This window comes from Kitasatospora purpeofusca, assembly GCF_034043715.1.
In the GTDB taxonomy this organism is placed as follows: domain Bacteria; phylum Actinomycetota; class Actinomycetes; order Streptomycetales; family Streptomycetaceae; genus Kitasatospora; species Kitasatospora purpeofusca_A.
On record NZ_JAXCLC010000004.1, the window covers coordinates 131090 to 154044 of the forward strand.

22 protein-coding genes and 1 riboswitch are annotated in these 22955 nt (G+C 71.7%); of the genes, 12 read left to right on the top strand and 10 right to left on the bottom strand.

The genetic code is table 11. From position 1 onward, the window contains the following. Window positions 1-117: 117 nt before the first annotated feature. The 4 genes from SM793_RS03600 to gcvT form a co-directional block, all read right to left on the bottom strand. On the bottom strand, window positions 118-1485 hold the full coding sequence (locus tag SM793_RS03600; protein ID WP_320436500.1) for an L-serine ammonia-lyase: 1368 nt from the start codon (window positions 1483-1485) through the stop codon (window positions 118-120). 191 nt (window positions 1486-1676) lie between these two features. Next, a complete protein-coding gene (gene glyA, locus SM793_RS03605) occupies window positions 1677-2945 on the bottom strand; it encodes a serine hydroxymethyltransferase (RefSeq protein ID WP_320436501.1) in 1269 nt (422 codons plus the stop codon). A gap of 78 nt (window positions 2946-3023) precedes the next feature. Continuing rightward, a complete protein-coding gene (gene gcvH / locus SM793_RS03610) occupies window positions 3024-3407 on the bottom strand; it encodes a glycine cleavage system protein GcvH (RefSeq protein WP_320436502.1) in 384 nt (127 codons plus the stop codon). An 86-nt stretch (window positions 3408-3493) separates the two neighbouring features. Beyond that, window positions 3494-4615: a glycine cleavage system aminomethyltransferase GcvT gene (gene gcvT / locus SM793_RS03615; RefSeq protein ID WP_320436503.1), complete on the bottom strand. Its 1122-nt coding sequence runs from the start codon at window positions 4613-4615 to the stop codon at window positions 3494-3496. Between the two features lie 215 nt (window positions 4616-4830). After that, window positions 4831-4937, bottom strand: a riboswitch (glycine riboswitch). 207 nt (window positions 4938-5144) lie between these two features. Here gcvT and SM793_RS03620 point away from each other — a divergent pair. The 8 genes from SM793_RS03620 (at window position 5145) to SM793_RS03655 (ending at window position 14352) form a co-directional block, all read left to right on the top strand. Continuing rightward, window positions 5145-5939 (top strand): enhanced serine sensitivity protein SseB C-terminal domain-containing protein, encoded by a 795-nt coding sequence (locus SM793_RS03620; RefSeq protein ID WP_320436504.1) that lies wholly within the window; start codon window positions 5145-5147, stop codon window positions 5937-5939. Between the two features lie 305 nt (window positions 5940-6244). Continuing rightward, entirely contained in the window at window positions 6245-7060 is an 816-nt protein-coding gene (locus SM793_RS03625) for an enhanced serine sensitivity protein SseB C-terminal domain-containing protein (RefSeq protein WP_234325880.1), read from the top strand. Between the two features lie 484 nt (window positions 7061-7544). Beyond that, window positions 7545-8534, top strand: a complete 990-nt coding sequence (locus tag SM793_RS03630) for an ABC transporter permease (RefSeq protein ID WP_320436506.1) — start codon at window positions 7545-7547, stop codon at window positions 8532-8534. Between the two features lie 56 nt (window positions 8535-8590). Next, complete coding sequence (locus SM793_RS03635; protein WP_320436507.1) at window positions 8591-10372, top strand: ABC transporter substrate-binding protein; 1782 nt, start codon at window positions 8591-8593, stop codon at window positions 10370-10372. 100 nt (window positions 10373-10472) lie between these two features. Continuing rightward, complete coding sequence (locus SM793_RS03640) at window positions 10473-11483, top strand: ABC transporter permease (protein ID WP_320436508.1); 1011 nt, start codon at window positions 10473-10475, stop codon at window positions 11481-11483. Next, window positions 11480-12550 carry an ABC transporter ATP-binding protein gene (locus tag SM793_RS03645; protein ID WP_320436509.1) on the top strand — a complete coding sequence of 357 codons (1071 nt, stop codon included), beginning with the start codon at window positions 11480-11482 and terminating at the stop codon, window positions 12548-12550. The genes SM793_RS03640 and SM793_RS03645 overlap by 4 nt, the downstream gene beginning before the upstream one ends. A 34-nt stretch (window positions 12551-12584) precedes the next feature. Beyond that, the gene (locus SM793_RS03650; protein WP_320436510.1) at window positions 12585-13649 is read left to right on the top strand and encodes a dipeptide ABC transporter ATP-binding protein; all 1065 of its coding nucleotides are present in this window, start codon (window positions 12585-12587) and stop codon (window positions 13647-13649) included. Window positions 13650-13692: 43 nt separating this feature from the next. After that, window positions 13693-14352, top strand: a complete 660-nt coding sequence (locus SM793_RS03655; protein WP_320436511.1) for a trimeric intracellular cation channel family protein — start codon at window positions 13693-13695, stop codon at window positions 14350-14352. Here SM793_RS03655 and SM793_RS03660 read toward each other — a convergent pair. Further along, on the bottom strand, window positions 14288-15103 hold the full coding sequence (locus tag SM793_RS03660; RefSeq protein WP_320436512.1) for an IclR family transcriptional regulator: 816 nt from the start codon (window positions 15101-15103) through the stop codon (window positions 14288-14290). The genes SM793_RS03655 and SM793_RS03660 overlap by 65 nt on opposite strands. Window positions 15104-15426: 323 nt before the next feature. Between SM793_RS03660 and SM793_RS03665 the strand changes: the two genes are divergently transcribed. Then, the gene (locus SM793_RS03665; protein WP_320436513.1) at window positions 15427-16608 is read left to right on the top strand and encodes a cysteine desulfurase family protein; all 1182 of its coding nucleotides are present in this window, start codon (window positions 15427-15429) and stop codon (window positions 16606-16608) included. 97 nt (window positions 16609-16705) lie between these two features. Then, window positions 16706-17845 carry a tRNA 2-thiouridine(34) synthase MnmA gene (mnmA, locus tag SM793_RS03670; RefSeq protein ID WP_320436514.1) on the top strand — a complete coding sequence of 380 codons (1140 nt, stop codon included), beginning with the start codon at window positions 16706-16708 and terminating at the stop codon, window positions 17843-17845. A 54-nt stretch (window positions 17846-17899) separates the two neighbouring features. Here the strand turns inward: mnmA and SM793_RS03675 are convergent, their stop codons facing one another. The 3 genes from SM793_RS03675 to SM793_RS03685 all read right to left on the bottom strand — a co-directional run bounded on the left by SM793_RS03675 (window position 17900) and on the right by SM793_RS03685 (window position 19427). Then, window positions 17900-18046, bottom strand: coding sequence for a hypothetical protein (locus SM793_RS03675; RefSeq protein WP_320436515.1), 147 nt, complete (start codon window positions 18044-18046; stop codon window positions 17900-17902). Continuing rightward, window positions 18043-18483, bottom strand: a complete 441-nt coding sequence (locus SM793_RS03680) for an ATP-binding protein (RefSeq protein ID WP_320436516.1) — start codon at window positions 18481-18483, stop codon at window positions 18043-18045. Before SM793_RS03680 ends, SM793_RS03675 begins: the two co-directional genes overlap by 4 nt. Before the next feature lie 164 nt (window positions 18484-18647). Continuing rightward, a complete protein-coding gene (locus SM793_RS03685; RefSeq protein WP_320436517.1) occupies window positions 18648-19427 on the bottom strand; it encodes a GntR family transcriptional regulator in 780 nt (259 codons plus the stop codon). Window positions 19428-19444: 17 nt separating this feature from the next. On the opposite strand from SM793_RS03685, the gene SM793_RS03690 reads away from it, so the two are divergent. Together SM793_RS03690 and SM793_RS03695 are read left to right on the top strand one after the other, a co-directional pair. Next, window positions 19445-19909 carry an NUDIX hydrolase gene (locus tag SM793_RS03690; RefSeq protein ID WP_320436558.1) on the top strand — a complete coding sequence of 155 codons (465 nt, stop codon included), beginning with the start codon at window positions 19445-19447 and terminating at the stop codon, window positions 19907-19909. 28 nt (window positions 19910-19937) lie between these two features. Continuing rightward, entirely contained in the window at window positions 19938-20495 is a 558-nt protein-coding gene (locus tag SM793_RS03695) for a Uma2 family endonuclease (protein WP_320436518.1), read from the top strand. A gap of 75 nt (window positions 20496-20570) precedes the next feature. On the opposite strand, the gene SM793_RS03700 is transcribed toward SM793_RS03695, so the two are convergent. After that, window positions 20571-21530, bottom strand: coding sequence for a sigma-70 family RNA polymerase sigma factor (locus SM793_RS03700; protein ID WP_320436519.1), 960 nt, complete (start codon window positions 21528-21530; stop codon window positions 20571-20573). 47 nt (window positions 21531-21577) lie between these two features. Next, window positions 21578-22768, bottom strand: coding sequence for an NAD(P)/FAD-dependent oxidoreductase (locus SM793_RS03705; RefSeq protein ID WP_320436520.1), 1191 nt, complete (start codon window positions 22766-22768; stop codon window positions 21578-21580). Window positions 22769-22955: the final 187 nt, after the last annotated feature.

Below are 22955 nucleotides of genomic sequence, written 5' to 3' on the forward strand. Positions count from 1 at the left end.
GGCCCCGCGTGCGGAGATCGGCACCGGGGGACGGACGGGCCCTCCGGGGAGCGCCCGGGGAGGAAACGCCCGCGCCCCCGCCGGTGGGCGGGGGCGCGGGCGTGAGCGGGGGCGCTGTCAGCACTCGATGACGTTGACGGCGAGGCCGCCGCGGGACGTCTCCTTGTACTTGATCTTCATGTCGGCGCCGGTCTCCTTCATGGTCTTGATCGCCTTGTCGAGGGAGACGTGGTGGCGGCCGTCGCCGCGCAGGGCCATCCGGGCGGCGGTGACGGCCTTGACCGAGGCCATGCCGTTGCGCTCGATGCAGGGGATCTGGACCAGGCCGCCGACCGGGTCGCAGGTGAGGCCGAGGTTGTGCTCGATACCGATCTCGGCGGCGTTCTCGACCTGCTCGGGCGAGCCGCCGAGGACCTCCGCGAGGCCGCCGGCCGCCATCGAGCAGGCCGAGCCGACCTCGCCCTGGCAGCCGACCTCGGCGCCGGAGATGGAGGCGTTCTCCTTGAAGAGCATGCCGATCGCGCCCGCGGCGAGCAGGAAGCGGACGATGCCGTCGTCGTCCGCGCCGGGGATGAAGTTCAGGTAGTAGTGCAGGACGGCGGGGATGATGCCGGCCGCGCCGTTGGTCGGGGCGGTGACCACCCGGCGGCCGGAGGCGTTCTCCTCGTTGACCGCCATCGCGTAGAGGGTCACCCACTCCATCGCGTTGGCCGGGCCGATGCCCTCGGCGCGCAGCGCGCGGGCGCCCGAGGCGGCACGGCGGCGCACCTTGAGGCCGCCGGGGAGTATCCCCTCACGGGACATGCCGGCCCGGACGCACTCCTGCATGACCTGCCAGATCTCCAGCAGCCCGGTCCGGATCTCCTCCTCGCTGCGCCAGGCCTTCTCGTTCTCCAGCATCAGGCCGGAGATCGACAGGCCGGTCTCCCGGCTGAGCCGGAGCAGCTCGTCACCGGTGCGGAAGGGGTACTTGAGCGAGGTGTCGTCGGGCTTGACCCGGTCCGCGCCGATCGCGTCCTCGTCGACGACGAAGCCGCCGCCGACCGAGTAGTAGGTCTTCTCCAGCAGGGTGGAGCCGTCGGCGCGGTAGGCCCACAGGGTCATGCCGTTGGCGTGGTACGGCAGCGAGCGGCGCCGGTGCAGCACCAACTGGGTGTCCCGGTCGAAGTCGACGGGGTGCGTGCCGAGCAGGTTGAGCCGCTTCTCGGCGGTGATCCGCTCGACGTCGAGGTCGGCCCGGTCGACGTCCACGGTGCGCGGGGAGTAGCCCTCCAGGCCCAGCAGGACGGCCTTCGGGGTGCCGTGGCCGTGGCCGGTGGCGCCCAGCGAGCCGAACAGTTCGGCCCGGACGGCGGTCACCTCGTCCAGCAGGGCCTCGGACTTCAGGCGGCGGGCGAACATCCGGGCGGCGCGCATCGGGCCGACGGTGTGGGAACTGGACGGGCCGATGCCGATGGAGAAGAGGTCGAAGACGCTGATGGCCACGGAGTGACGTCCTTGTCTGGTCTCGTGGGTGGTGCCGGCGGGGAGGAGGGGACGGCAGTGGCGGAAATGCTTGGTTCGGGCGACCGACACGGGTCGGGGCACCGCGCGCACCTTCCAGTGTGCGCGGTGCCCCGGAATCCCCGGTGACCGGGCGGCGTGAGCCCGGTCACCCGTGGCCGAACAGAAGGGACCTACAGGTTCGGGTACAGCGGGTACTTCTCGGCGAGGGCGGTGACCCGGGCCTTCAGGGCGTCGGCGACGGTCTCGTCGTAGGCCGGCTTCAGGGCCTCGGCGATGATGTCGGCGACCTCGCGGAAGTCCTCGGCCCCGAAGCCGCGGGTGGCGAGCGCCGGGGTGCCGATCCGCAGGCCGGAGGTGACCATCGGCGGACGCGGGTCGTTCGGGATCGCGTTGCGGTTGACGGTGATGCCGACCTCGTGCAGCCGGTCCTCGGCCTGCTGGCCGTCGAGCAGGCTGTTGCGCAGGTCGACCAGGACCAGGTGGACGTCGGTGCCGCCGGACAGCACCGAGACGCCGGCCTCGGTGACATCGGCCTGGAGCAGGCGCTCGGCCAGGATCCGGGCGCCGTCCAGGGTGCGCTGCTGGCGCTCCTTGAACTCCTCGGAGGCGGCGACCTTGAAGGCGACGGCCTTGCCGGCGATGACGTGCTCCAGCGGGCCGCCCTGCTGGCCGGGGAAGACCGCGGAGTTGATCTTCTTGGCGTGCTCGGCCTTGGAGAGGATGACGCCGCCGCGCGGGCCGCCCAGGGTCTTGTGGGTGGTGGTGGTGACCACGTCCGCGTACGGCACCGGGTTGGGGTGCAGGCCCGCGGCGACCAGGCCGGCGAAGTGGGCCATGTCGACCATCAGCAGCGCGCCGGTCTCGTCGGCGATCCGGCGGAACTCGGCGAAGTCGAGCTGGCGCGGGTAGGCGGACCAGCCGGCGATGATCAGCTGCGGGCGGTGCTCCTTGGCCAGGCGCTCGACCTCGGCCATGTCGACCTGGCCGGACTTGTCGTCGACGTGGTACGGCACCACGTTGTAGAGCTTGCCGGAGAAGTTGATCTTCATGCCGTGGGTCAGGTGACCGCCGTGGGCCAGGTTCAGGCCCAGGATGGTGTCGCCCGGCTTGATCAGCGCGAACATCGCGGCGGCGTTGGCCTGCGCGCCCGAGTGCGGCTGGACGTTGGCGTGCTCGGCGCCGAACAGGGCCTTGATCCGGTCGATCGCGATCTGCTCGACCACGTCGACGTGCTCGCAGCCGCCGTAGTAGCGGCGACCGGGGTAGCCCTCGGCGTACTTGTTGGTCAGGACCGAGCCCTGGGCCTCCATGACCGCCACCGGGGCGAAGTTCTCGGAGGCGATCATCTCCAGGGTGGTCTGCTGGCGGTGCAGCTCGGCGTCGACCGCGGCGGCGATCTCCGGGTCGAGGGAGTGCAGGGACTGGTTCAGAACCGTCATGGTGGAGTCTTCCCGGAAGTCAGAGGGAGGAGGGCCGGCGGGCGGGGCGGCCACCGCGCTGCGGCCGCCCCGGGTGGCTCAGGCCGAGGGGTTGGTGAGCTTGGCGTACTCGTCGGCGCTCAGCAGCGCACCGGTCGACTCGACGCGGACCTTGAACAGCCAGCCACCCTCGAACGGGTCGCTGTTGACCAGGCTGTTGTCGTCGGCGACGGCCTCGTTGACCTCGGTGATCTCACCGGTCACCGGCGAGTACAGGTCGCTGACCGACTTGGTCGACTCCAGCTCGCCACAGGTCTCACCGGCGGTCACGGTGTCGCCGACCTCGGGGAGCTGCACGTAGACGATGTCGCCGAGGGCGTCGGCGGCGTGCTTGGTGATGCCGACCGTGGCGACCTCACCGGCCTCGGCGGTGGTCAGCCACTCGTGCTCCTCGGTGTACTGCAGGTGCTGGGGGTTGCTCATGGCGTCATTCTCCAGGATGGGAAGCGGGTACGGCGAAGCGGCCCGAGGGGCGGACGAGCCTCGCGAGGGAAAGGTGGGGAGCGGCGTCAGCGGGCGCGCTTGTAGAACGGCAGCGCCACGACCTGTACCGGCTCGTGCTTGCCGCGCACGTCCACCGCGACGGTGGTTCCGGGGGCGGCGTGGGCCGCGTCCACGTAGGCCATCGCGATCGGCTTCTCGAGGGTGGGGGAGGGCGAGCCGGAGGTGATCCGGCCGATCGGGTCGCCCTCGGTGGAGACCACGGTGTACTCGGCGCGCGGCACCCGCTTGCCGTCGGAGACCAGGCCGACCAGGACCCGCGGCGGGTTGGCCTCGGCCTCGGCGGCGGCCCGCTCCAGGGCCTTGCGGCCGACGAAGGCGCCCTCGTTGGTGGTCTTGTCGAAGCGCACCACCCGGCCGAGACCCGCGTCGAACGGGGTCAGCTCGGTGGACAGCTCGTGGCCGTACAGCGGCATGCCGGCCTCCAGGCGCAGCGTGTCGCGGCAGGACAGGCCGCAGGGGATCAGGCCCCGGTCGGCGCCGGCCCCGGTCAGCGCCTGCCAGATCTGCTCGGCGTCGCCCGGGTTGCAGAAGATCTCGAAGCCGTCCTCGCCGGTGTAGCCGGTGCGGGCGAGCAGCACGTCGCGGCCGGCCACCTGGGCCGGGAGGATCGCGTAGTACTTCAGGCCGGGCAGGTCGGCCTCGGTGGTGTCGGCCAGGATCGCGGTGGACTCCGGGCCCTGGACGGCGATCAGCGCGTAGGCGTCGCGGTCGTCGGAGACGACGGCGTTGAAGCCCTTGGCGCGGGCGATCAGCTCGTCCAGCACCAGCTGGGCGTTGGAGGCGTTGGCGACCACCAGGAAGGCGTCCTCGCGCAGGCGGTAGACGATCAGGTCGTCCAGGATGCCGCCGTCCTCGGCACAGATCATGGTGTAGCGGGCGCGCAGCACGCCGAGCGCGGAGACGAAGCCGACCAGGGCGTGGTCCAGCATCTCGCCGGCCTGCGGGCCGGTGACGGTGATCTCGCCCATGTGGGACAGGTCGAACAGGCCGGCCTTGGTGCGGACGGCGAGGTGCTCCTCGCGCTCGCTGCCGTAGCGCAGCGGCATGTCCCAGCCGGCGAAGTCGGTCATGGTGGCGCCGAGGGCGCGGTGCAGCGCGTCGAGCGCGGTGAGGCGGAGGGACGACATGGCCAGGAACTCCTCGGTCGGGGCACTCAGGGGTGCGCACGCCGGGACCGGCCCGGGCACGGGGCGGACCCTGCGCGCGGGCATGCGGCGGCTGGGTCTCCCCATCTGTCGTCGTACCTGAGAGCTTCACCGTCCACTGCCCTGCAAAGGACAGCATGGCGGCTTGCACCGTGGGTGGGCGGACGGCAGGGCCGTGCACCGCTTTCCAGATCTGCCTAACCCGTGCGGTAGGGGGGCCTGAGAGATTCCGGGGAGGACTTGCTCCTTCGGCGCCGGCTGTGCCACCAGGACGGGGCACTCCGGACTCTCCCGCGCGGGTTCGAGCGGCCGGTATGGAGTTGGAGGGCCTGGGTGGATGCCACCGCAGACGCGCACATCATGGCACGTCCGCACCGATGGCGGGAGAGGGGGATGCCTCACAGGCCGCGCTCCGCCCCCGGTTCCGCTCCGCTTCTGTTCCGCGGCCCGTTCCGTCCCGCCCGGACGCTAGGCTGCGGGAATCGGCGAGCGGAGGGCGGTACAGGGGCGGATGGGCAACCCGGTGGAGCAGCAGGGCTGGGGCGGGGCGCAGTCGGCGCCGGCCGGCGGCGCGTGGCCGGCCAACGAGCTGGAGCAGGTGCTCACCGCCGCGCTCGGCGACCCGGGCGCGACCCCGCGGGTGATCGAGGTGCTGGCGCGCAGCCAGGTGTGGATCCCGCTGCCGTCCGGCGGCGACCCGCAGGGGCGGGCGCTGGACCTGCCGACCCTCGACCTGGCCGGCGGCCCCTATGTACCGGTGTTCTCCTCGCAGGAGGTGCTGCTCCAGCAGGCGCCGGGGATGGCGTTCGCGGTCGCGCCGGTGTGGGAGTTCGCCCGCGGCCTGCCGCTGGGCGTCGGCATCGCCGTCAACCCCGAGGCCCCGGTCGGCATCCCGGTCCCGCCGGAGGGCGTGGCCGAGCTGCGCCGCGGGCCGCGCGAGGACCGCTGGGACGTCGCCCGGGACACGCCGTCCGGGGGCCGGGTCGCGCTGCGCGAGCCGGTGCCGGGCGAGGACCCGGAGCTGTTCCTGGCCGCCTGCCGCGCGGAACTGGCGCTGCTGCCCGGGGTGCTGACCGCCCGGCGGGCGCTGGCCAGTGTCGAGGGCGAGCCGACCGTGATGTTCGTGGGCGTCCAGCTGGACCCGGCGGCCCCGGCCGACCCGGGGGCGGTGAACGAGGCGCTGGGGCGCGCGCTGGGAACCGCGCCGCTGCCCGGTGGCGTCCACCTCGTACTGCTCGACCTCGCGGACGATCCGGTGGTCGAGTGGTTGGTGAACCGGGTCGCGCCCTTCCACGTACGGGGCTGAGCCGTCGCCGGCCGTCCGTCCGGCGCCTGTCGGGCCGGGCGCGGGCGGGGGAGCGGCAGGGGCCCTGGCACGTCGGCGTGGCGGTGGCCGACGGTGCCCCATAAGGTGCGTGCTGACGGCCGCCGGGCCGCCGGTGACGGACGAGGAACGAAGAGGCGCAACGAGGTGGGCGCATGAGTGCGGGATCGGTAGCTGGCGGCGCACCGGGGCCGTGGGGCCAGGCGCCCACCGGAAGCCCGGATCCGGGCGCGCTGGAACGCGCCCTGCGCGAGGTGGCGCCGGAGCGCTACGAGGCCTACGAGACGATGCTGAACGCGCTCGCCGAGGGCCGGGTCTGGATGCTGCTGTGGCACGGCACGCCGGGCAGCGCCGACGCCCAGTACGGGAACATGGAGATCAGCGGCCACGGCTACGCGCCGGCCGTCACCTCGCCCGAGCAGCTGGCGGCGTCCGGCTGGGCGCGGGCGCACGAGGTGATCTCCGGCCGGGAGATCGCGGCCTCGCTGTACCGGACCCGCTGGGGGCTGTGGCTGAACCCGCACGCCCCGGGCGGCGGGGTCGGGGTGCCGTGGGCGGACCTGCGCCGGGTGGCCGCGGGGCTGGACCGGCTGCCGGCCGGTCCGCTGAAGCTGAGCGAGCCGCAGGTGCCGGCCCAGCAGTTCTTCGCGCTGCTGGAGCGGCAGGCGGCCGAGGTGCGGGCCGTGCGGGCGCTGCGCCGGGCCTGGGTGCGGCCGTCGGTGGGCGAGCCGTACCTCGCCATCGGTCTCGAGCTGTACGAGAGCTCGCCGCCCACGGTGGAGGCGGTGCGGGCGCTGATGCAGCGGGCGATCGCGGTCGCGCCGGAGGGGCTGGCGGTCTCCACGGTGGCGATGGCGGACGAGTTCGACCCGGTGGCGCTGTGGATGCGGGCCCACGCGCGCCCGTTCTACGACCGGGAGGCGGCCGGGCACGGCCGTCCGCAGACCGGCCCGTACCCGCCGGTGCCCCCGCCGCCGTACGCCTCGCAGCAGGGCCCCGCGCAGGGGCAGGGCTTCGGCTACGGCACCCAGCCGCCGGCTCCGGCCTGGCCGGGGCAGCAGCCGCCGCCGCAGCAGCCGTGGCCCGGTTACCCCGGTCGATGACCGGGGCGCAGCCACCGAATCCCGCTCCAAGCAACCGGCTTGACGCCTTGTCAGGCCGGTTTCGGCGTTTTTCGGACGTTCTCCCCGAATCGTATGGAACCCATCTTGACATGGCTGTTACAGCTGTGTGAAGAGGGATATGCCGACGGTCCGGGAGGTGCATGCGCACAGATCACAGTTGGGCATCTGTCGGTGGTCAGGGCTGGCGTAAGCCAGTTCGGATGGCAGAGAGTGCTGCAACAGCCCGCCGCGCGTGGTTGGCGTCCCACAAGGGCGAACGCGCAGGCGGACCGCATGATCCACGTGACGCCCATCCCGCGTGGCAGCAGTACGCAGCAGTACTGGGCCAGTCGTACCGCTGGAAGCACTCCGCTCCTGTACCTCCGCACGTCCGCACCCAAGCACGTCCGCACCAGCCGCGCCGCCGATCCCGGTGCCCGGCACCCGTGGGCCGGCCACCGTCGGCGAGGGGACCGAACTGACCATGACCGCACCCATCAAGACCGCCGGCAACGCACCGGAGGCAGACGCCGCCGCGAGCCCGGCCAAGAAGATCGAGGGCCGCTCGCTCGGCCGGATCGCCTGGACCCGCTTCAAGCGGGACAAGGCCGCTGTCGCCGGCGGCGTCGTGGTGATCCTGCTGATCCTGCTCGCCGTGCTGGCCAAGCCGATCGAATCGGCCTTCGGCCTCGACCCGGACGCCCTCAACCAGGACCTCCTGGACGCCGACCTCGGCGGTCTGCCGTTCGGCGACTGGGGCGGCATGAGCTGGGACCACCCGCTCGGCGTCGATCCGCTGCAGGGCCGTGACCTGCTGACCCGCGTCATCGAGGGCTCCTGGGTCTCCCTGCTGGTCGCCTTCGGCGCGACCGTGCTGTCCAACACCATCGGCACCGTGCTCGGCATCATGGCCGGCTACTACGGCGGCTGGGTGGACACCCTGATCAGCCGGGTGATGGACGTCTTCCTCGCCTTCCCGCTGCTGCTCTTCGCGATCGCGATCTCGACCTCGCTGCAGGGCGGCGCGTTCGGCCTGCACGGTCTCCCGCTGCACATCATGGTGCTGATCTTCGTGATCGGCTTCTTCAACTGGCCCTACATGGGCCGGATCGTGCGCGGTCAGACCCTCTCGCTGCGTGAGCGGGAGTTCGTCTACGCGGCCCGGAGCCTGGGCGCCCGCGGGCCGTTCATCCTGTTCAAGGAGCTGCTGCCCAACCTGGTCGGTCCGATCCTGGTCTACTCGACCCTGCTGATCCCGACCAACATCCTCTTCGAGGCCGGGCTGAGCTTCCTCGGCGTGGGCATCCAGCCCCCGCAGGCCTCCTGGGGCGGCATGCTCCAGGACGCGATCCGGTACTACCAGGTGGACCCCCAGTACATGGTGGTCCCCGGTCTGGCGATCTTCGTCACCGTTCTCGCCTTCAACCTGCTCGGCGACGGGCTGCGTGACGCCCTCGATCCCAAGAGCAACTGACGTCGCGTCAGGATCCCTCGTTCGGCCAACACTTCCTCAAGGGGTTGATCTCACCCATGCGTAGGTCCCGTACCGTCGCACTGACCGCCACGGCCGCAGCCGCGGTCCTGGTCGTCACCGGCTGCTCGTCCAGCACGAAGAGCGCCGACGCCAAGTCCACCGCCTCCGGCTCCGCCACCGAGGCCGCCGGCGGCTCCGGTGCCAACGCGGCCACCAAGGGCATCGTCAACGCCTCGGACAAGAAGGGCGGGACGGTGACCTTCGAGATGAAGGGCACCCCCGACTCGCTCGACCCGGGCAACACGTACTACGCGTACATCTACAACTTCTCGCGCCTGTACGGCCGTCCGCTCACCACCTTCCAGCCGGGCGCCGGCGAGGCGGGCAACAAGCTCGTCCCGGACCTCGCCGAGTCGCTCGGCCAGGTCAGCGCGGACGGCCTGAGCTGGACGTACAAGCTGCGCAAGGGCCTGAAGTACGACGACGGCACCCCGATCACCTCGAAGGACGTCAAGTACGCCGTCGAGCGCTCCAACTTCGCGCCGGACGTGAACTCCAACGGCCCGACGTACTTCAAGGAGCTGCTGGTCGACAACCCCACGCCGTACGAGGGTCCGTACAAGGACAAGACCGGCGACCTCAAGTCGATCGAGACCCCGGACGACACCACCATCGTCTTCCACCTGACGCACGCCTTCGCCGACTTCGACTACCTGGTCAGCGCCCCGCAGACGGTCCCGGTCCCGCAGGCCAAGGACACCGGCGCCGAGTACGTCAAGAAGATCGTCTCCTCCGGCTCCTTCAAGTTCGAGTCCTACGAGGACGGCAAGCAGGCCGTCCTGGTCCCGAACACCAACTGGGACCCGAGCACCGACCCGATCCGCAAGCAGCTGCCGGACAAGATCGTGCTCCGGATGAACATCGACCAGGCCACCATCGACAAGGACCTGCTGGCCGGCAACGCCCAGGTCGACCTGGTGGGTGGCGGTGTCGACCCGCAGACCCAGGCGCAGATCCTGCAGAACCCGAAGCTGAAGGCCAGCACCGACAACGCCTACGGCGGCCGTCTGGTCTACCTGGCCATCAACACCGATGTCGCGCCGTTCGACAACATCGAGTGCCGCAAGGCCGTCCAGTACGCGGTCGACAAGGTCTCGGTGCAGACCGCGCTCGGCGGCCCCGTCCGCGGCCAGGTCGCCAACACCGTGCTCCCGCCCGACATCCCGGGCCACCAGGACTTCAACGTCTGGGAGACCAAGGACAACAAGGGTGACGAGGCCAAGGCCAAGACCGCTCTGAAGGCCTGCGGCAAGGACGGCATCACCACCGTGCTCTCCGCCCGCACCGAGCGCGCCACCGAGGTCGCCGCCGCCACCTCGATCCAGGCCGCGCTGAAGAAGGTCGGCATCAACGCCGAGATCCAGCAGTTCCCGCAGGGCAAGTACCTGGCCGACAGCGCCGGCGCTCCGAAGTTCGCCAAGGAGCACAACATCGGTCTGATGATGATGCAGTGGGGCGCCGACTGGCCGACCGGCTACGGCTTCCTGCAGCAGATCGTCGACGGCCGCGCGATCAAGGCCTCCGGCAACAGCAACCTGGCCTCGCTGAACGACCCCGCGGTCAACAAGCTGCTCGACGACGCCGCCACCAACCCGGACCGGGCGGCCCGCGAGAAGATCTACGCCGACATCGACAAGAAGGTCATGGAGCAGGCGGTCTACGTCCCGCTGACCGACTTCAAGGTCTTCCTGTACCGCCCGGACAACGCCACCAACCTCGCGTCCACGCCGGCCTTCTCGGGTGAGTACGACTACCTGAACATCGGCACCACCAAGTAAGAGCCTGGCTCCGCATCCCTGAAGGCAGGTGAAGGCAGCGGTCCGCCCGCCGCCGTCCGGAGGACCCCGGACGGCGGCGGGCGGCCGGAGCCGACCAACTGTGTTTGCCTACATCATCCGCAGGATCCTCGCCGCGGCGGTGCTGCTGCTGGTCGTTAGCGCGGTCACCTTCGCGATCTTCTTCCTGCTCCCGCGCCTCGCCGGCGAGACGGTCGACCAGCTGGCCACCCAGTACATCGGGAAGAACCCCTCTCCCGACGCGATCGCGGCGGTCAAGAAGAACCTCGGCCTCGACCAGCCGCTGTACACCCAGTACTGGAACTTCCTCAAGGGGCTGGTCAGCGGCGCCGAATACAAGTTCGGCCCGGAACCGGCCACCTGCCACGTGCCCTGCTTCGGCTACTCCTTCAAGAACCACCTCGAGGTCTGGCCCGAACTCTCCAAGCGGATCCCGGTCACGCTGTCGCTCGCCATCGGCGCGGCCACGCTCTGGCTGGTCTCCGGCGTCGCCACCGGCGTCGTCTCCGCCCTCAAGCCGCGCTCGATCTTCGACCGGATCTCGATGGGCATCGCGCTCGCCGGCGTCTCGCTGCCGGTCTTCTTCACCGGCGCGCTGCTGCTCACGGTGTTCAGCTACGAATGGCCGATCCTGGACAACCTGCGGTACGTCGACTTCACCGACGACCCGCTGATGTGGGCCCGCAACCTGATCCTGCCCTGGATCTCGCTGGCCTTCCTCTACTCCGCGCTCTACGCCCGGCTCACCCGCGCCGGAATGCTGGAGACGATGAGCGAGGACTACATCCGCACCGCCCGGGCCAAGGGCCTGGCCGAGCGCAAGGTCGTCACCCGGCACGGACTCCGCGCCGCGCTCACCCCGATCGTCACCATCTTCGGCATGGACCTCGGTCTGCTGCTCGGCGGTGCGCTGATCACCGAGCAGGTCTTCTCGCTCCAGGGCGTCGGCCAGTTCGCCGTCCAGGCGATCTCCGACAACGACCTGCCGAAGATCCTCGGCACCACGCTGCTCGCCGCCTTCTTCATCGTCCTCTGCAACCTCGTGGTTGACCTCCTGTACGCCGCTGTCGATCCCCGAGTGAGGCTGTCGTGACCGAGCTCCAGAAGACCCCGGCCCGCGCGGCCGCCCCGGTCGGAGGGGACCCGTACCTCTCCGTCCGGGACCTGCGGATCCACTTCGACACCGACGACGGCCTGGTCCGCTCCGTCGACGGGGTCAGCTTCGACCTGGCCAAGGGCCGCACCCTGGGCATCGTCGGCGAATCCGGCTCCGGCAAGTCCGTCACCTCGCTCGGCATCATGGGCCTGCACCGCTCCAAGCGGGCCCGGATCACCGGCGAGATCCGGCTCGACGGCGAGGACCTCGTCGCGGCCGGCCCGGACCGGGTCAGGGAACTGCGCGGCCGGCAGATGGCGATGATCTTCCAGGACCCGCTGACCGCGATGCACCCCTACTACACGGTGGGGCAGCAGATCGTCGAGGCCTACCGGGTGCACCACCCGCAGGCGAGCAAGAAGCAGGCCCGCGCCCGCGCCGTCGAGATGCTCGACCGGGTCGGCATCCCGCAGCCCGACCGCCGGGTCGACGACTACCCGCACCAGTTCTCCGGCGGCATGCGCCAGCGCGCCATGATCGCCATGGCCCTGGTCAACGACCCCTCGCTGCTGATCGCCGACGAGCCCACCACCGCCCTGGACGTCACGGTGCAGGCGCAGATCCTGGACCTCATCCGGGACCTCCAGCAGGAGTTCGGCTCGGCCGTCATCATCATCACCCACGACCTCGGGGTGGTCGCCGAGCTCGCCGACGACATCCTCGTCATGTACGGCGGCAAGTGCGTCGAGCGCGGACCGGCCGAGAGCCTCTTCGACTCGCCGGAACACCCCTACACCTGGGGCCTGCTGGGCTCGATGCCGCGCCTCGACCGGGAGCTCCAGGAGCGGCTCGTCCCGGTCAAGGGCACCCCGCCCAGCCTGATCAACGTGCCGTCCGGCTGCGCCTTCCACCCGCGCTGCCCCTACGCGGCGCTGACCGGCGGGCGCTCCGCCGAGGAGACCCCGGGGCTCACCGAGGTCGCGCCCGGCCACCACGCCGCGTGCCACCTCGCGCTCTCCGAGCGGCACCGCATCTTCACCGAAGAGATCGCGCCCCGGCTGTGAGCCCGGACTCGTACCACCTTTCTGGAGAGAACCGATGACGGACACTCAGACGGCGGCCATCCCCGCGCCGGCGCCCGCCCCGGATCGGCAGCCGCTGCTCCGGGTGACCGGTCTGACCCGGCACTTCCCCATCCACAGCGGCCTGATGCGGCGCCAGACCGGCGCCGTCCGGGCGGTCGACGGCATCGACTTCACGGTCAACGCCGGCGAGACCCTGGGCGTCGTCGGCGAGTCCGGCTGCGGCAAGTCGACGATGGGCCGGCTGGTCACCCGGCTCGACGAGCCGACCGCGGGGAAGATCGAGTTCGAGGGCACCGACATCACCCACCTGAGCGTCGGGGCGATGCGGCCGCTGCGCCGCGACATCCAGATGATCTTCCAGGACCCGTACTCCTCGCTGAACCCGCGGCACACCGTCGGCACCATCGTCGGCGCGCCGTTCCGGCTGCAGAAGGCCGCGCCGGAGGGCGGGACCAAGAAGGCCGTCCAGGAGCTGCTGGAGCTGTGCGGGCTCAGCCCCGAGCACTACAACCGCTACCCGCACGAGTTCTCCGGCGGCCAGCGCCAGCGCATCGGCATCGCCCGGGCGCTCGCCCTGCGCCCCCGGATGATCGTCGCGGACGAGCCGGTCTCCGCCCTGGACGTCTCCATCCAGGCCCAGGTGGTCAACCTGCTCGACGACCTCCAGCGGGAGCTCGGCCTGACCTACCTGATCATCGCGCACGACCTCTCGGTGGTCCGGCACGTCTCCGACCGGGTCGCCGTGATGTACCTCGGCAAGATCGTCGAGATCGCGGACCGGGACTCGCTCTACCGCAGCCCGATGCACCCGTACACCACCGCGCTGATGTCGGCCGTCCCGGTGCCCGACCCGCGGCGGCGCCAGAGCGGCGGGCGGGAGCGGATCCTGCTCAAGGGCGACGTGCCCTCGCCGATCAACCCGCCCAGCGGCTGCCGCTTCCGCACCCGCTGCTGGAAGGCCCAGGACATCTGCGCGAGCCAGGAGCCGCCGCTCGTCGCGGCGACGGCCGGCCACCAGGTGGCCTGCCACTTCCCGGAGAACGCCGTCACCGGCGACGGGGCACGGGCCTCCGCCTGACCGCGCGGTCGGAGGGGAGGGCCGGCCGGGTCACACTGGTGCGGTGACCTCGCAGATCTTCCCCTCCGACGTGCAGCAGTCGCTGGACCTCGTCGGCATCTTCGTCTTCGCCCTCTCCGGAGGGCTGCTCGCGGTCCGCAAGAACATGGACATCTTCGGCATCTGCGTCCTCGCCGAGGTCACCGCGCTCGGCGGCGGCGTGATGCGCGACCTCGTCATCGGCGCCACCCCGGTCGCCGCGTTCAGCAACCTCGGCTACTTCGTCACCCCGCTGCTCGCCGGCCTGGTGGTCTTCTTCCTGCACCCCGAGGTCGAGCGGATCAACCGCGCCGTGCAGACCCTCGACGCGCTCGGCCTCGGCCTGTTCTGCGTCACCGGCACCGCCAAGGCGCACGACTACGGGCTCGGCGCGGTCTCCTCGGTCGCCCTCGGCATGGTGACCGCCGCCGGCGGCGGGGTGATGCGTGACGTCCTGGCCGGCGAACTCCCCTCGCTGCTGCGCTGGGACCGCGAGATCTACGCCGTGCCGGCCCTCGTCGGTGCCGCCCTGGTCGCCCTGCTGATCGCCCTCGACAGCCTCACCGCCGCCACCGGCACCGCTGCCGCGCTGACCGCGTTCATCCTGCGGATGCTCGCCCTCAAGTACGGCTGGCGCGCGCCGCGGGCCTGGCACCGCAACGGTTCTCGCACCAGCGAGGAGTAGGCGAGCCGCCGTACGCCAGCGAGACCGCCTCCGCGGTGCAGAGCAGCTCCGGCACCAGCCGCAGCAGCTCGGCCGGCGGCATCCGGTCGGCCGGCGCCGAGATGGCGCAGGCCGCGACCGCCCGCCCGTCGCTGCCCGCCACCGGCGCCGCGACGCAGGAGACCGCCTCCGGGGGCTCGGCCGACTCCGCCGCCCAGCCCCGCCGGCGCACCGCCGCCAGATCGGCGGCCAGGGTGTCGGTGGCCGTGCGGGTCGGTGCCGTGCCGGTCGGTGCCGTGCGGGTCGTTGCTATGCCGGTCGTTGCCGTCCCGGTCGCTGCCGTACCGGCCAGCAGTACCCGGCCGATCGCCGTCCCGGTGGCCGACGCACGCCGCCCGATCCGGGTCGGCCGCCCCGGATCGGTGCTCCAGCGGCCGGCCAGCTCGTCCAGGTACAGCACCTCGTCGTCCTGCAGCACGGCCAGTTGCACGGTGCAGCCGCAGCGTTCGTTCAGCGCGGCCAGGTACGGGGCGGCGACCTGCCGGACGTCGATCTCCTGGAGCGCGCGCTGGGCCAGCGACAGCACCCGGCCGCCGACCCGGTAGCGGCGGTCGGACAGCCGGTGCACGAAGCCGTGCTCCTCCAGGGTGCGCAGCAGCCGCAGGGCGGTGGACTTGTGCACCCCGATCGAGCCGGCGGCCTGCTCCAGGGTCACCGGTCCGTCGCCGAGGGAGCCGAGCAGGGTCAGCGCCCGATCGACCGACTGCGACATCGGGCTCCCCCGTTCCTGGTTCCGGCGTTCCCGGCCCCGGCCTTGCTGGTCCCGGCGTTCCCGGTCCGGCGTTGCTGGCCCCGCCGTTTCTGGGTCCGGCCGGGCCGTGTGGTGGTGGCCGTGGGGCCGCGTGACGATGGCCGTCGGGCCGCGTGGTGGTGGCCGTCAGGCTAACCGTTCGGGGGCCGTCTCCCGTACCTGGGCTGCCCCGAGGGGCAGCGCCCCGGTGACCGCCGTCCGATGGCCGGATCGGTGCGGTGCGCCCGGCCGCACCGGGGACGCCGGTCCGGCGCGGGCCGGAGGGCCACTACAATCGCATGGTTATGCCATACCTGGACCATGCGGCGACCACGCCGATGCTGCCCGAGGCGATCGCCGCGATGACGGCGCACCTGGGGGTCGTCGGCAACGCCTCCTCCCTGCACGCGGCCGGCCGCCGGGCCCGCCGGGTGGTCGAGGAGTCCCGCGAGTCGCTCGCCGATTCGCTCGGCGCCCGGCCCAGCGAGATCGTCCTCACCGGCGGCGGCACCGAGTCCGACAACCTGGCGGTCAAGGGCCTGTACTGGGCCCGCCGCGGCGCCGACCCGGCCCGCACCCGGGTGCTGTGCAGCCCGGTCGAGCACCACGCGGTGCTGGACGCCGTGCACTGGCTCGCCGAGCACGAGGGCGCCACCGTCGACTACCTGCCGGTGGACGCGCTCGGCCGGGTGCACCCGGCGGCGCTCCGGGAGGCCATCGAACGCGACCCCGGCTCGGTCGCGCTGGTCACCGTCATGTGGGCCAACAACGAGGTCGGCACCGTCCAGCCGGTCGCCGAACTCGCCGCCGTCGCAGCGGAGTACGGCATCCCGATGCACGCCGACGCGGTCCAGGCGCTCGGCCAGGTGCCGGTCTCCTTCGCCGGCTCCGGGCTCACCGCGCTCACCGTCACCGGCCACAAGATCGGCGGCCCGTTCGGCATCGGCGCGCTGCTGCTGTCGCGCGGCGCGACGCCCGTCCCGCTGCTGCACGGCGGCGGCCAGGAGCGCGACGTCCGCTCCGGCACCCTGGACGCGCCCGCCGCCGCCGGGTTCGCGGCCGCCGCGGCCATCGCCGTCGAACGCCGCGAGGAGCACGCCCTCGCCCTCGGCGCGCTGCGGGACGAACTGGTGGCCACGGTGCTCGCCGCCGTCCCGGACGCGGTGCTCAACGGCGACCCGGCGGGGGAGGGGCGGCTGCCCGCCAACGCGCACTTCTCCTTCCCCGGCTGCGAGGGCGACGCGCTGCTGATGCTGCTCGACGCCCGGGGCATCGAATGCTCCACCGGCTCGGCCTGCTCGGCGGGCGTCCCGCAGCCCAGCCATGTGCTGCTGGCGATGGGCGTCGACCCGCTGCTCGCCCGGGCCTCGCTGCGCTTCTCGCTCGGCCACACCTCCACCCGCGACGATGTCACCGCCCTCGCGGAGGCCATCGCCCCGGCTGTCCAGCGTGCCCGCAACGCCGGTCTCGCGGCCGTCCGGCGCTGAGCCGGCAGGCCGCCCGGCACCGGGCGGGCAGGCCGTCCGGCACCGAGCCGGAACCCCGGTGGAATGCCGGGCGGCACCACGTACGCTTGTTGTCATCATGACTGACTTCCCGGGTGCCCCGACCGCTCCGTCCACCACCGGCCGCCTGCGTGTGCTCGCGGCGATGTCCGGCGGGGTGGACTCCGCCGTCGCCGCGGCCCGCGCGGTCGAAGCAGGCCATGAGGTGACCGGTGTGCACCTGGCCCTCTCCAGCAACCCGCAGTCCTTCCGCACCGGCGCGCGCGGCTGCTGCACCCTCGAGGACTCCCGGGACGCCCGCCGGGCCGCCGACGTGATCGGCATCCCCTTCTACGTCTGGGACCTCGCCGAGCGCTTCCGCGAGGACGTCATCGACGACTTCGTGGCCGAGTACGCGGCCGGGCGCACCCCCAACCCGTGCCTGCGCTGCAACGAGAAGATCAAGTTCGCGGCGCTGCTGGACAAGGCGGTCGCCCTCGGCTTCGACGCCGTCTGCACCGGCCACTACGCGCGGATCGTCGACCTGCCGGACGGCTCCCGCGAACTGCACCGGGCCGTCGACGCGGCCAAGGACCAGTCCTACGTGCTCGGCGTGCTCGACGCCGACCAGCTCGCCCACTCGCTCTTCCCGCTCGGCGACACCACCAAGGACGTCATCCGCGAGGAGGCCGAGCGGCGCGGCCTGGCCGTCGCCAAGAAGCCCGACTCGCACGACATCTGCTTCATCGCCGACGGCGACACCCAGGGCTTCCTGGCCCGCCACCTCGGCACCGCCACCGGCGACATCCTGGACGTCGACGGCACCAAGCTCGGCGAGCACGACGGCGCCTACGGCTTCACCATCGGCCAGCGCAAGGGCCTGCGGATCGGCCGCCCGGCCGCCGACGGCAAGCCGCGCTACGTGCTGGACATCTCGCCGGTGAACAACACCGTCACCGTCGGCCCGGCCGAGGGCCTGGACGTCACCGGCCTCACCGCGATCCGCCCCCGCTGGTGCGGCGCCGAGCCGCTGGTCGACGGCCGCTACACCGCCCAGCTCCGCGCCCACGGCGAGGAGGTCCCGGTCACCGCCTCGGTCACCGACGGCGAACTGCGCGTCGACCTCGACACCCCGGCCCGCGGCATCGCCCCCGGCCAGGCCGTGGTGCTGTACGACGGCACCCGCGTCGTCGGCTCCGCCACCATCGCCACCACGGAACGCCCGGCCGTCAACGTCTGAGGACGGGCTCGGCCGTGACCGCCCGCGCCGCCGACCCGGCGGCGCGGGCGGCGTTCAGCGGAAGTGGTCGATCAGCACCAGGGCCGCAGTGAGGACATGGAGAGCGGCCGCCACCGACACCCCGTACGCGGCCCAGACCCGGACGGGATCGGCGCCGGGGGACGCGTCACCGGACTCGGGCCCGTCGTCCGGCGGCCTCACCGGGTGATCGCCAGGTCGGCGTGAACGACCTTCCCGGCCGGTTCGACGGTCGCGCCCCACCGGCCGCCGGTCAGGCGGTCCACCAGGGCCAGGCCCCGGTGACACTCCTCATCGGGGGAAGCGCGGATGAGGACCGGCAGAACACAGGAGCCGTCGCGCACCGTGATTCGCACGGCTGTCCGTGAGATGTGCCGGACGGTGACTGTCATCCGCTGCTGGCACCCGGTCTTCGCGGCATTGGTGACCAACTCGCTGCCGACCAGTACGGCCGTGTCGACCAACCCGTCCAACCCCCACCCCGTGAGCGTCGTTCGGAGGAAGCGGCGGGCCTGACCGGCCGCTTCCGGGAGATAGGGCAACAGCACTTCGGCCGGTGCGGGGAGCGAGGTCGGGAGGGCGTCGGAGGACGCCTGAGTCTCCAACAGGACGTGCTGCATGGGAACTCCAAGGTGTGGGCCCTTGCAGGGCCGCATCTCCTCTAGATGAGCTTCTGCCATGCACTCATGTACATGAGTGCATGGCAGAAGAGTGCCTGACTCCTATACATGAGTCAACCTGTCGCGGGAGAATTCCGCGACAGGTTGACAGAGTTGATTGCTCCTCAGTCCTTGGCGGGGAAGCGGTAGTCGAGGACGAACTGGTCGGCGGCCATGACGGTGTCGCACACCTCGACCACCCGGCCGCCCTTGGCGATGGCATCGCGGACGAGGTGGATCACCGGTGCGCCGGGGCTCAGTGCGAGGGACTTGGTCTCGGGCTTGGTCGCGAGTCGGGCCCGGACGGACTCGGCGAACTCGACCAGGGAGTATCCGTGTTCCTCGAGGCGGGCGTAGATGCCTCCTCCGCCCGGATTCTCGGCGAAGACCTCCGGGATGTCCTTGGCCACGTCCCACGGCAGGTAGGAGACGGCCTCCTCCGTCGGTACGCCGTCCCGGAAATACCGGCGCTTGCGGGCCAGTACCTGGGTGTCGGCCGGAACGCCCAGGCGCTCGGCGATGTCCGGTGGAGCAGGTGTGGGTCCCACGAACAGCACGGTCACGGACGGCGCGCCGCCGGCCGTCTCCGCCTCGGCGAGGTAAGCGGCCTTGCCGGCCTTGCGGTGGGCGCGGCGGAAGCGGTCCGCGGACTTGCGCTGAACCGGTGGGCGGGAACGGACGAAAGAGCCACGGCCGTGGTGCGTCTCGATGAGCTGAGCCGTTCTGAGTTCCGCGATGGCTTTGCGCACCGTGCCGGACGCTACTCCGTACCGTTGCATGAGCTCGGCTTCGCTGGGCACGGTCGCGCCGGGGGCGAGGCTGCCCGATGCGATCCGTGCGGCGAGATCGGCCGCGATCTGCAAGTACTTTGCTGTGGCCGACGAGGCCACGTCACCATTCGCCATAGTCCTTCAAGGCTCCTATTCTCCTGCACATGAGTAACAGCGCCGGGCACTCCCGGTCAACGCCGCTCCACTCGGTGTCCGTCGCCGGGGTGGTGGTGCGGGAGGACGGCCGGGTGCTGGCGATCAGGCGGGCCGACAACGGGACCTGGGAGCCGCCGGGCGGAGTGCTGGAGGTGACGGAGGCCGTTGAGGACGGCGTGCGGCGCGAGGTGTTCGAGGAGACCGGGATCAAGGTCGGCGTGGAGCGGCTGACCGGTGTCTACAAGAACGTGAGCCGCGGAATCGTCGCCCTGGTGTTCCGCTGCCGACCGGAGAGCGGGAGCGAGCGGCTCTCGGAGGAGTCGACCGCTGTCGCCTGGCTCACACCGGCCGAGGTGTCCGACTACATGGCCGAGGTGTACGCGGTGCGTGTGCTGGACGCACTCCGGGACAGTGCCGCACCGGCCACGCGGTCCCATGACGGGCGGCAGTTGCTCGGCTGACGGTCGCGAGTCGCCTGGAGGGCGTGGCGTGAGCTTCTACGAACGGCACCGCGACTTCGTCGAGGAGTTGGAGCGGATCGCCCCGGAGGGTGTCCGGATCGAGTGGTCCGGGGACGTGCTGGTCATGCAGGCGTCGCCGCCGGACATCCACCGGCTCGACGTCGAGTTGCTGCGCGGGCAGTTCGAGCGGCACGCTCCTGAGGGGTACCTTCCCGCCGAAGACACCAGGATCGTCAGCCCGGACGTCTCCAAGGGGCGCGAGCCGGACCTCACCTACCTGCCGGTGGAGGTCCTCTCCGAGTCGGGCAACCGGGCCCCCGCCGCCGAGGCGCTGATCGCGGTGGAGATCGTGTCGCCCTCCAATCCGGGCAACGACTGGATGGACAAGCTGCACGACTACGCCGTGATGCGCATCCCGCTCTACCTCATCGTGGACCCGCGCGAGCGGACGGTGACGCTGTTCTCCGAGCCCGACCACGACCGCTACCACACCCGCACGGACCGGAAGTTCGGCGACGGGATCGGCATTCCGGAGCCGTTCGGCTTCACGCTGGACCTGGCGGTGCTCGTCCCGTACAAGCACTGATCTTGGCGTTCGACGTCCGGCCTCGAACGATCGCATGCTGCTCGAACACCGCCCGCCGCAGCGGTCGGTGTCGGGTCACCACTGGGTGACGAGCGGCGTCTCCGGTTCGTGCTGCCGCCAGGACTCGGTGAGGCGGGTGAGGCGGGTGGGGGCGGCGATCCCGCGCACGGTTGCGATCTTGCCGTCGACGACGTCGAACGTCATGGTGCCGACGACCTGTTCGCCGAGCACGAAGAGAATGGCGGGCGCGCCGTTGACGAGTGCGTAGTGGAGTGCGAGCGCGCTGCCGGCGAGTCGCCGCTTCGCGGAGGTGGGCTTGAGGCCGGCCCGTGCGACGGCGGCGATGCGCTCCGGAGTGTCGTACCGCAGCAGCGTCCTGGCCAGGCCGGCGGCGTTGGAGTCGGAGATCGCGATCGCGTCGTCGGTGAGCAGCGCCACCAGTTTTTCGGTGCGGCCCGAGGTGGCGGCAGCGAGGAATTCCTCGACGATGCTGCGGGCTGATGCCGGGTCGACGTCGCCGCGGCGGCGGCGTGCGGCGCTGATGTGCTGCCGGGCCCGGTGGAGGTGCTGCTGGCTCGCGGACTCGGTGAGGTCGAGGATCTCGGCGATCTCGGCGTGGCCGTAGGAGAACGCTTCGCGCAGGAGGTAGACGGCCCGTTCGAGGGGTGACAGGCGCTCCATGAGCGTCAGCACGGCCAGCGAGACCGATTCGCGCTGCTCGAAGGTGTCGGCCGGGCCGAGCATCGGGTCGCCGTCGAGGAGCGGCTCGGGCAGCCAGGCGCCGACGGTGCGTTCGCGACGGGCCTGCGCCGAGCGGAGCCGGTCGAGGCACAGGTTGGTGGTGACCTTGGTCAGCCATGCTTCCGGCACCTTGATCAGCTGTCGGTCGGCGGCCTGCCAGTGCAGGAACGCATCCTGCACGGCGTCTTCGGCGTCGGCGGCTGAGCCCAGCATTCGGTACGCCAGCGAGGCCAGCCGGTTCCGGCTGGCCTCGAACCGACTGGTGTCGAAGCGATCGAACGCGCTGCTGTCCACGTGGACCAACCTAGGTCCTGCCTCAGAAGTGGATCAAGGGCTGGGGGCTACGCGGCCGCCTTCCGGGCGGACGTGTTCGGCGCGGCGGTCAGGCGGCGCCTGCGCGTGGGCAGGCAGAAGGTCGGGTGCGAGTTGGTCCACAGCGACATCCTGAGGATGCCCGCCTTGATCCGCGCCGCCTTCCGGCCGCCCATGTACTTCGGCTTCGCCCGCGCTTCGTGGTCGACCAGCTGCAGGATCCCGTCCTGCCGCCCGAGGCTGATGTGGTTGCCCGGGTAGTCCAGCTTGACGCTCGCGACCTTGCTGCCGGTCAGGCGTCCCACGATGGCCTTCATGGCCTGCATGCCGGTGTAGCCGGCCGAAGCGCAGGACATCGGCAGCGGCCGGCCGTTGTCGCCGACGGCGTGGACGCTGTCGCCGGCGGCGTAGACGTTCGGGTGCGAGAGTGACCGCATGGTGCGATCGACGACGATCCGACCGTTCTCGGTGACCTCCAGTCCGGCGGCGGCGGCGATGGGGTGGACCGCGAACCCGGCCGTCCACACGGTCGCGTCGGATGCCAGCGCGGTGCCGTCGGCGCACAACACCCTTGTCGCTTCGACGATTTCGACGACCGTGTGTTCCAGGACGGTGATGCCGAGGCGGTCGCAGGCCTGGCGCAGGTGACTGCGGGCTCCGGCGGAGAGCCGGGCGCCCAGCTCGCCGCGGGCGACCAGCGCCACCGAGAGGCCGGGCCGGGATTCGGCGATCTCGGTGGCCGTCTCGATGCCGGTCAGCCCGTCGCCGACGACCACCACACTCCCGCCTTCCCGCAGGCCGTCCAGGCGATCGCGCAGGCGCAGCGCCGAGGGCCGGGCGGCGACGTCGAAGGCGTGCTCGGCCACGCCGGGGACGCCGTGGTCGTCGCCGTGGCTGCCGAGCGCGTAGAGCAGTGTGTCGTAGCCGAGCTCGGCGCTGCCGTCGGCGTCCGTCACGGCGACGACCTGGCGCTCGGGGTCGACGGCGGTGACACGGGCCAGGCGCAGCCGTATCCCCGTGCCCGCGAAGATGTCGGCGAGCCTCTGGGTCTCGATCTCCTGGCCGGCCGCGAGCTGGTGCAGCCGCAGCCGCTCGACGAAGTCCGGCTCAGCGTTGACCACGGTGATCTCGGTGTCCGTCGGGGACAGCCGACGGGCCAGGTTCCCGGCCACGTAGGCCCCGGCATAGCCGGCGCCGAGAACGACGATGCGGTGCTTCATGCTGGTGCTCCTGTCGGTTCGCTTGGCTCTCGGTGAGTTGAGCGGGACAGGGCCCCGATTGCTGACAGGAACCGCATGTGGCACGGGTCACAGAGCGCCGGGCGGTCCGCGCCCGGTCCGGTTCCCGGGCCGTTCAGGGCTGCGGGAACGGGGTGGTTCGGAGAGTCCAGCCAGAGGCACGACCCGT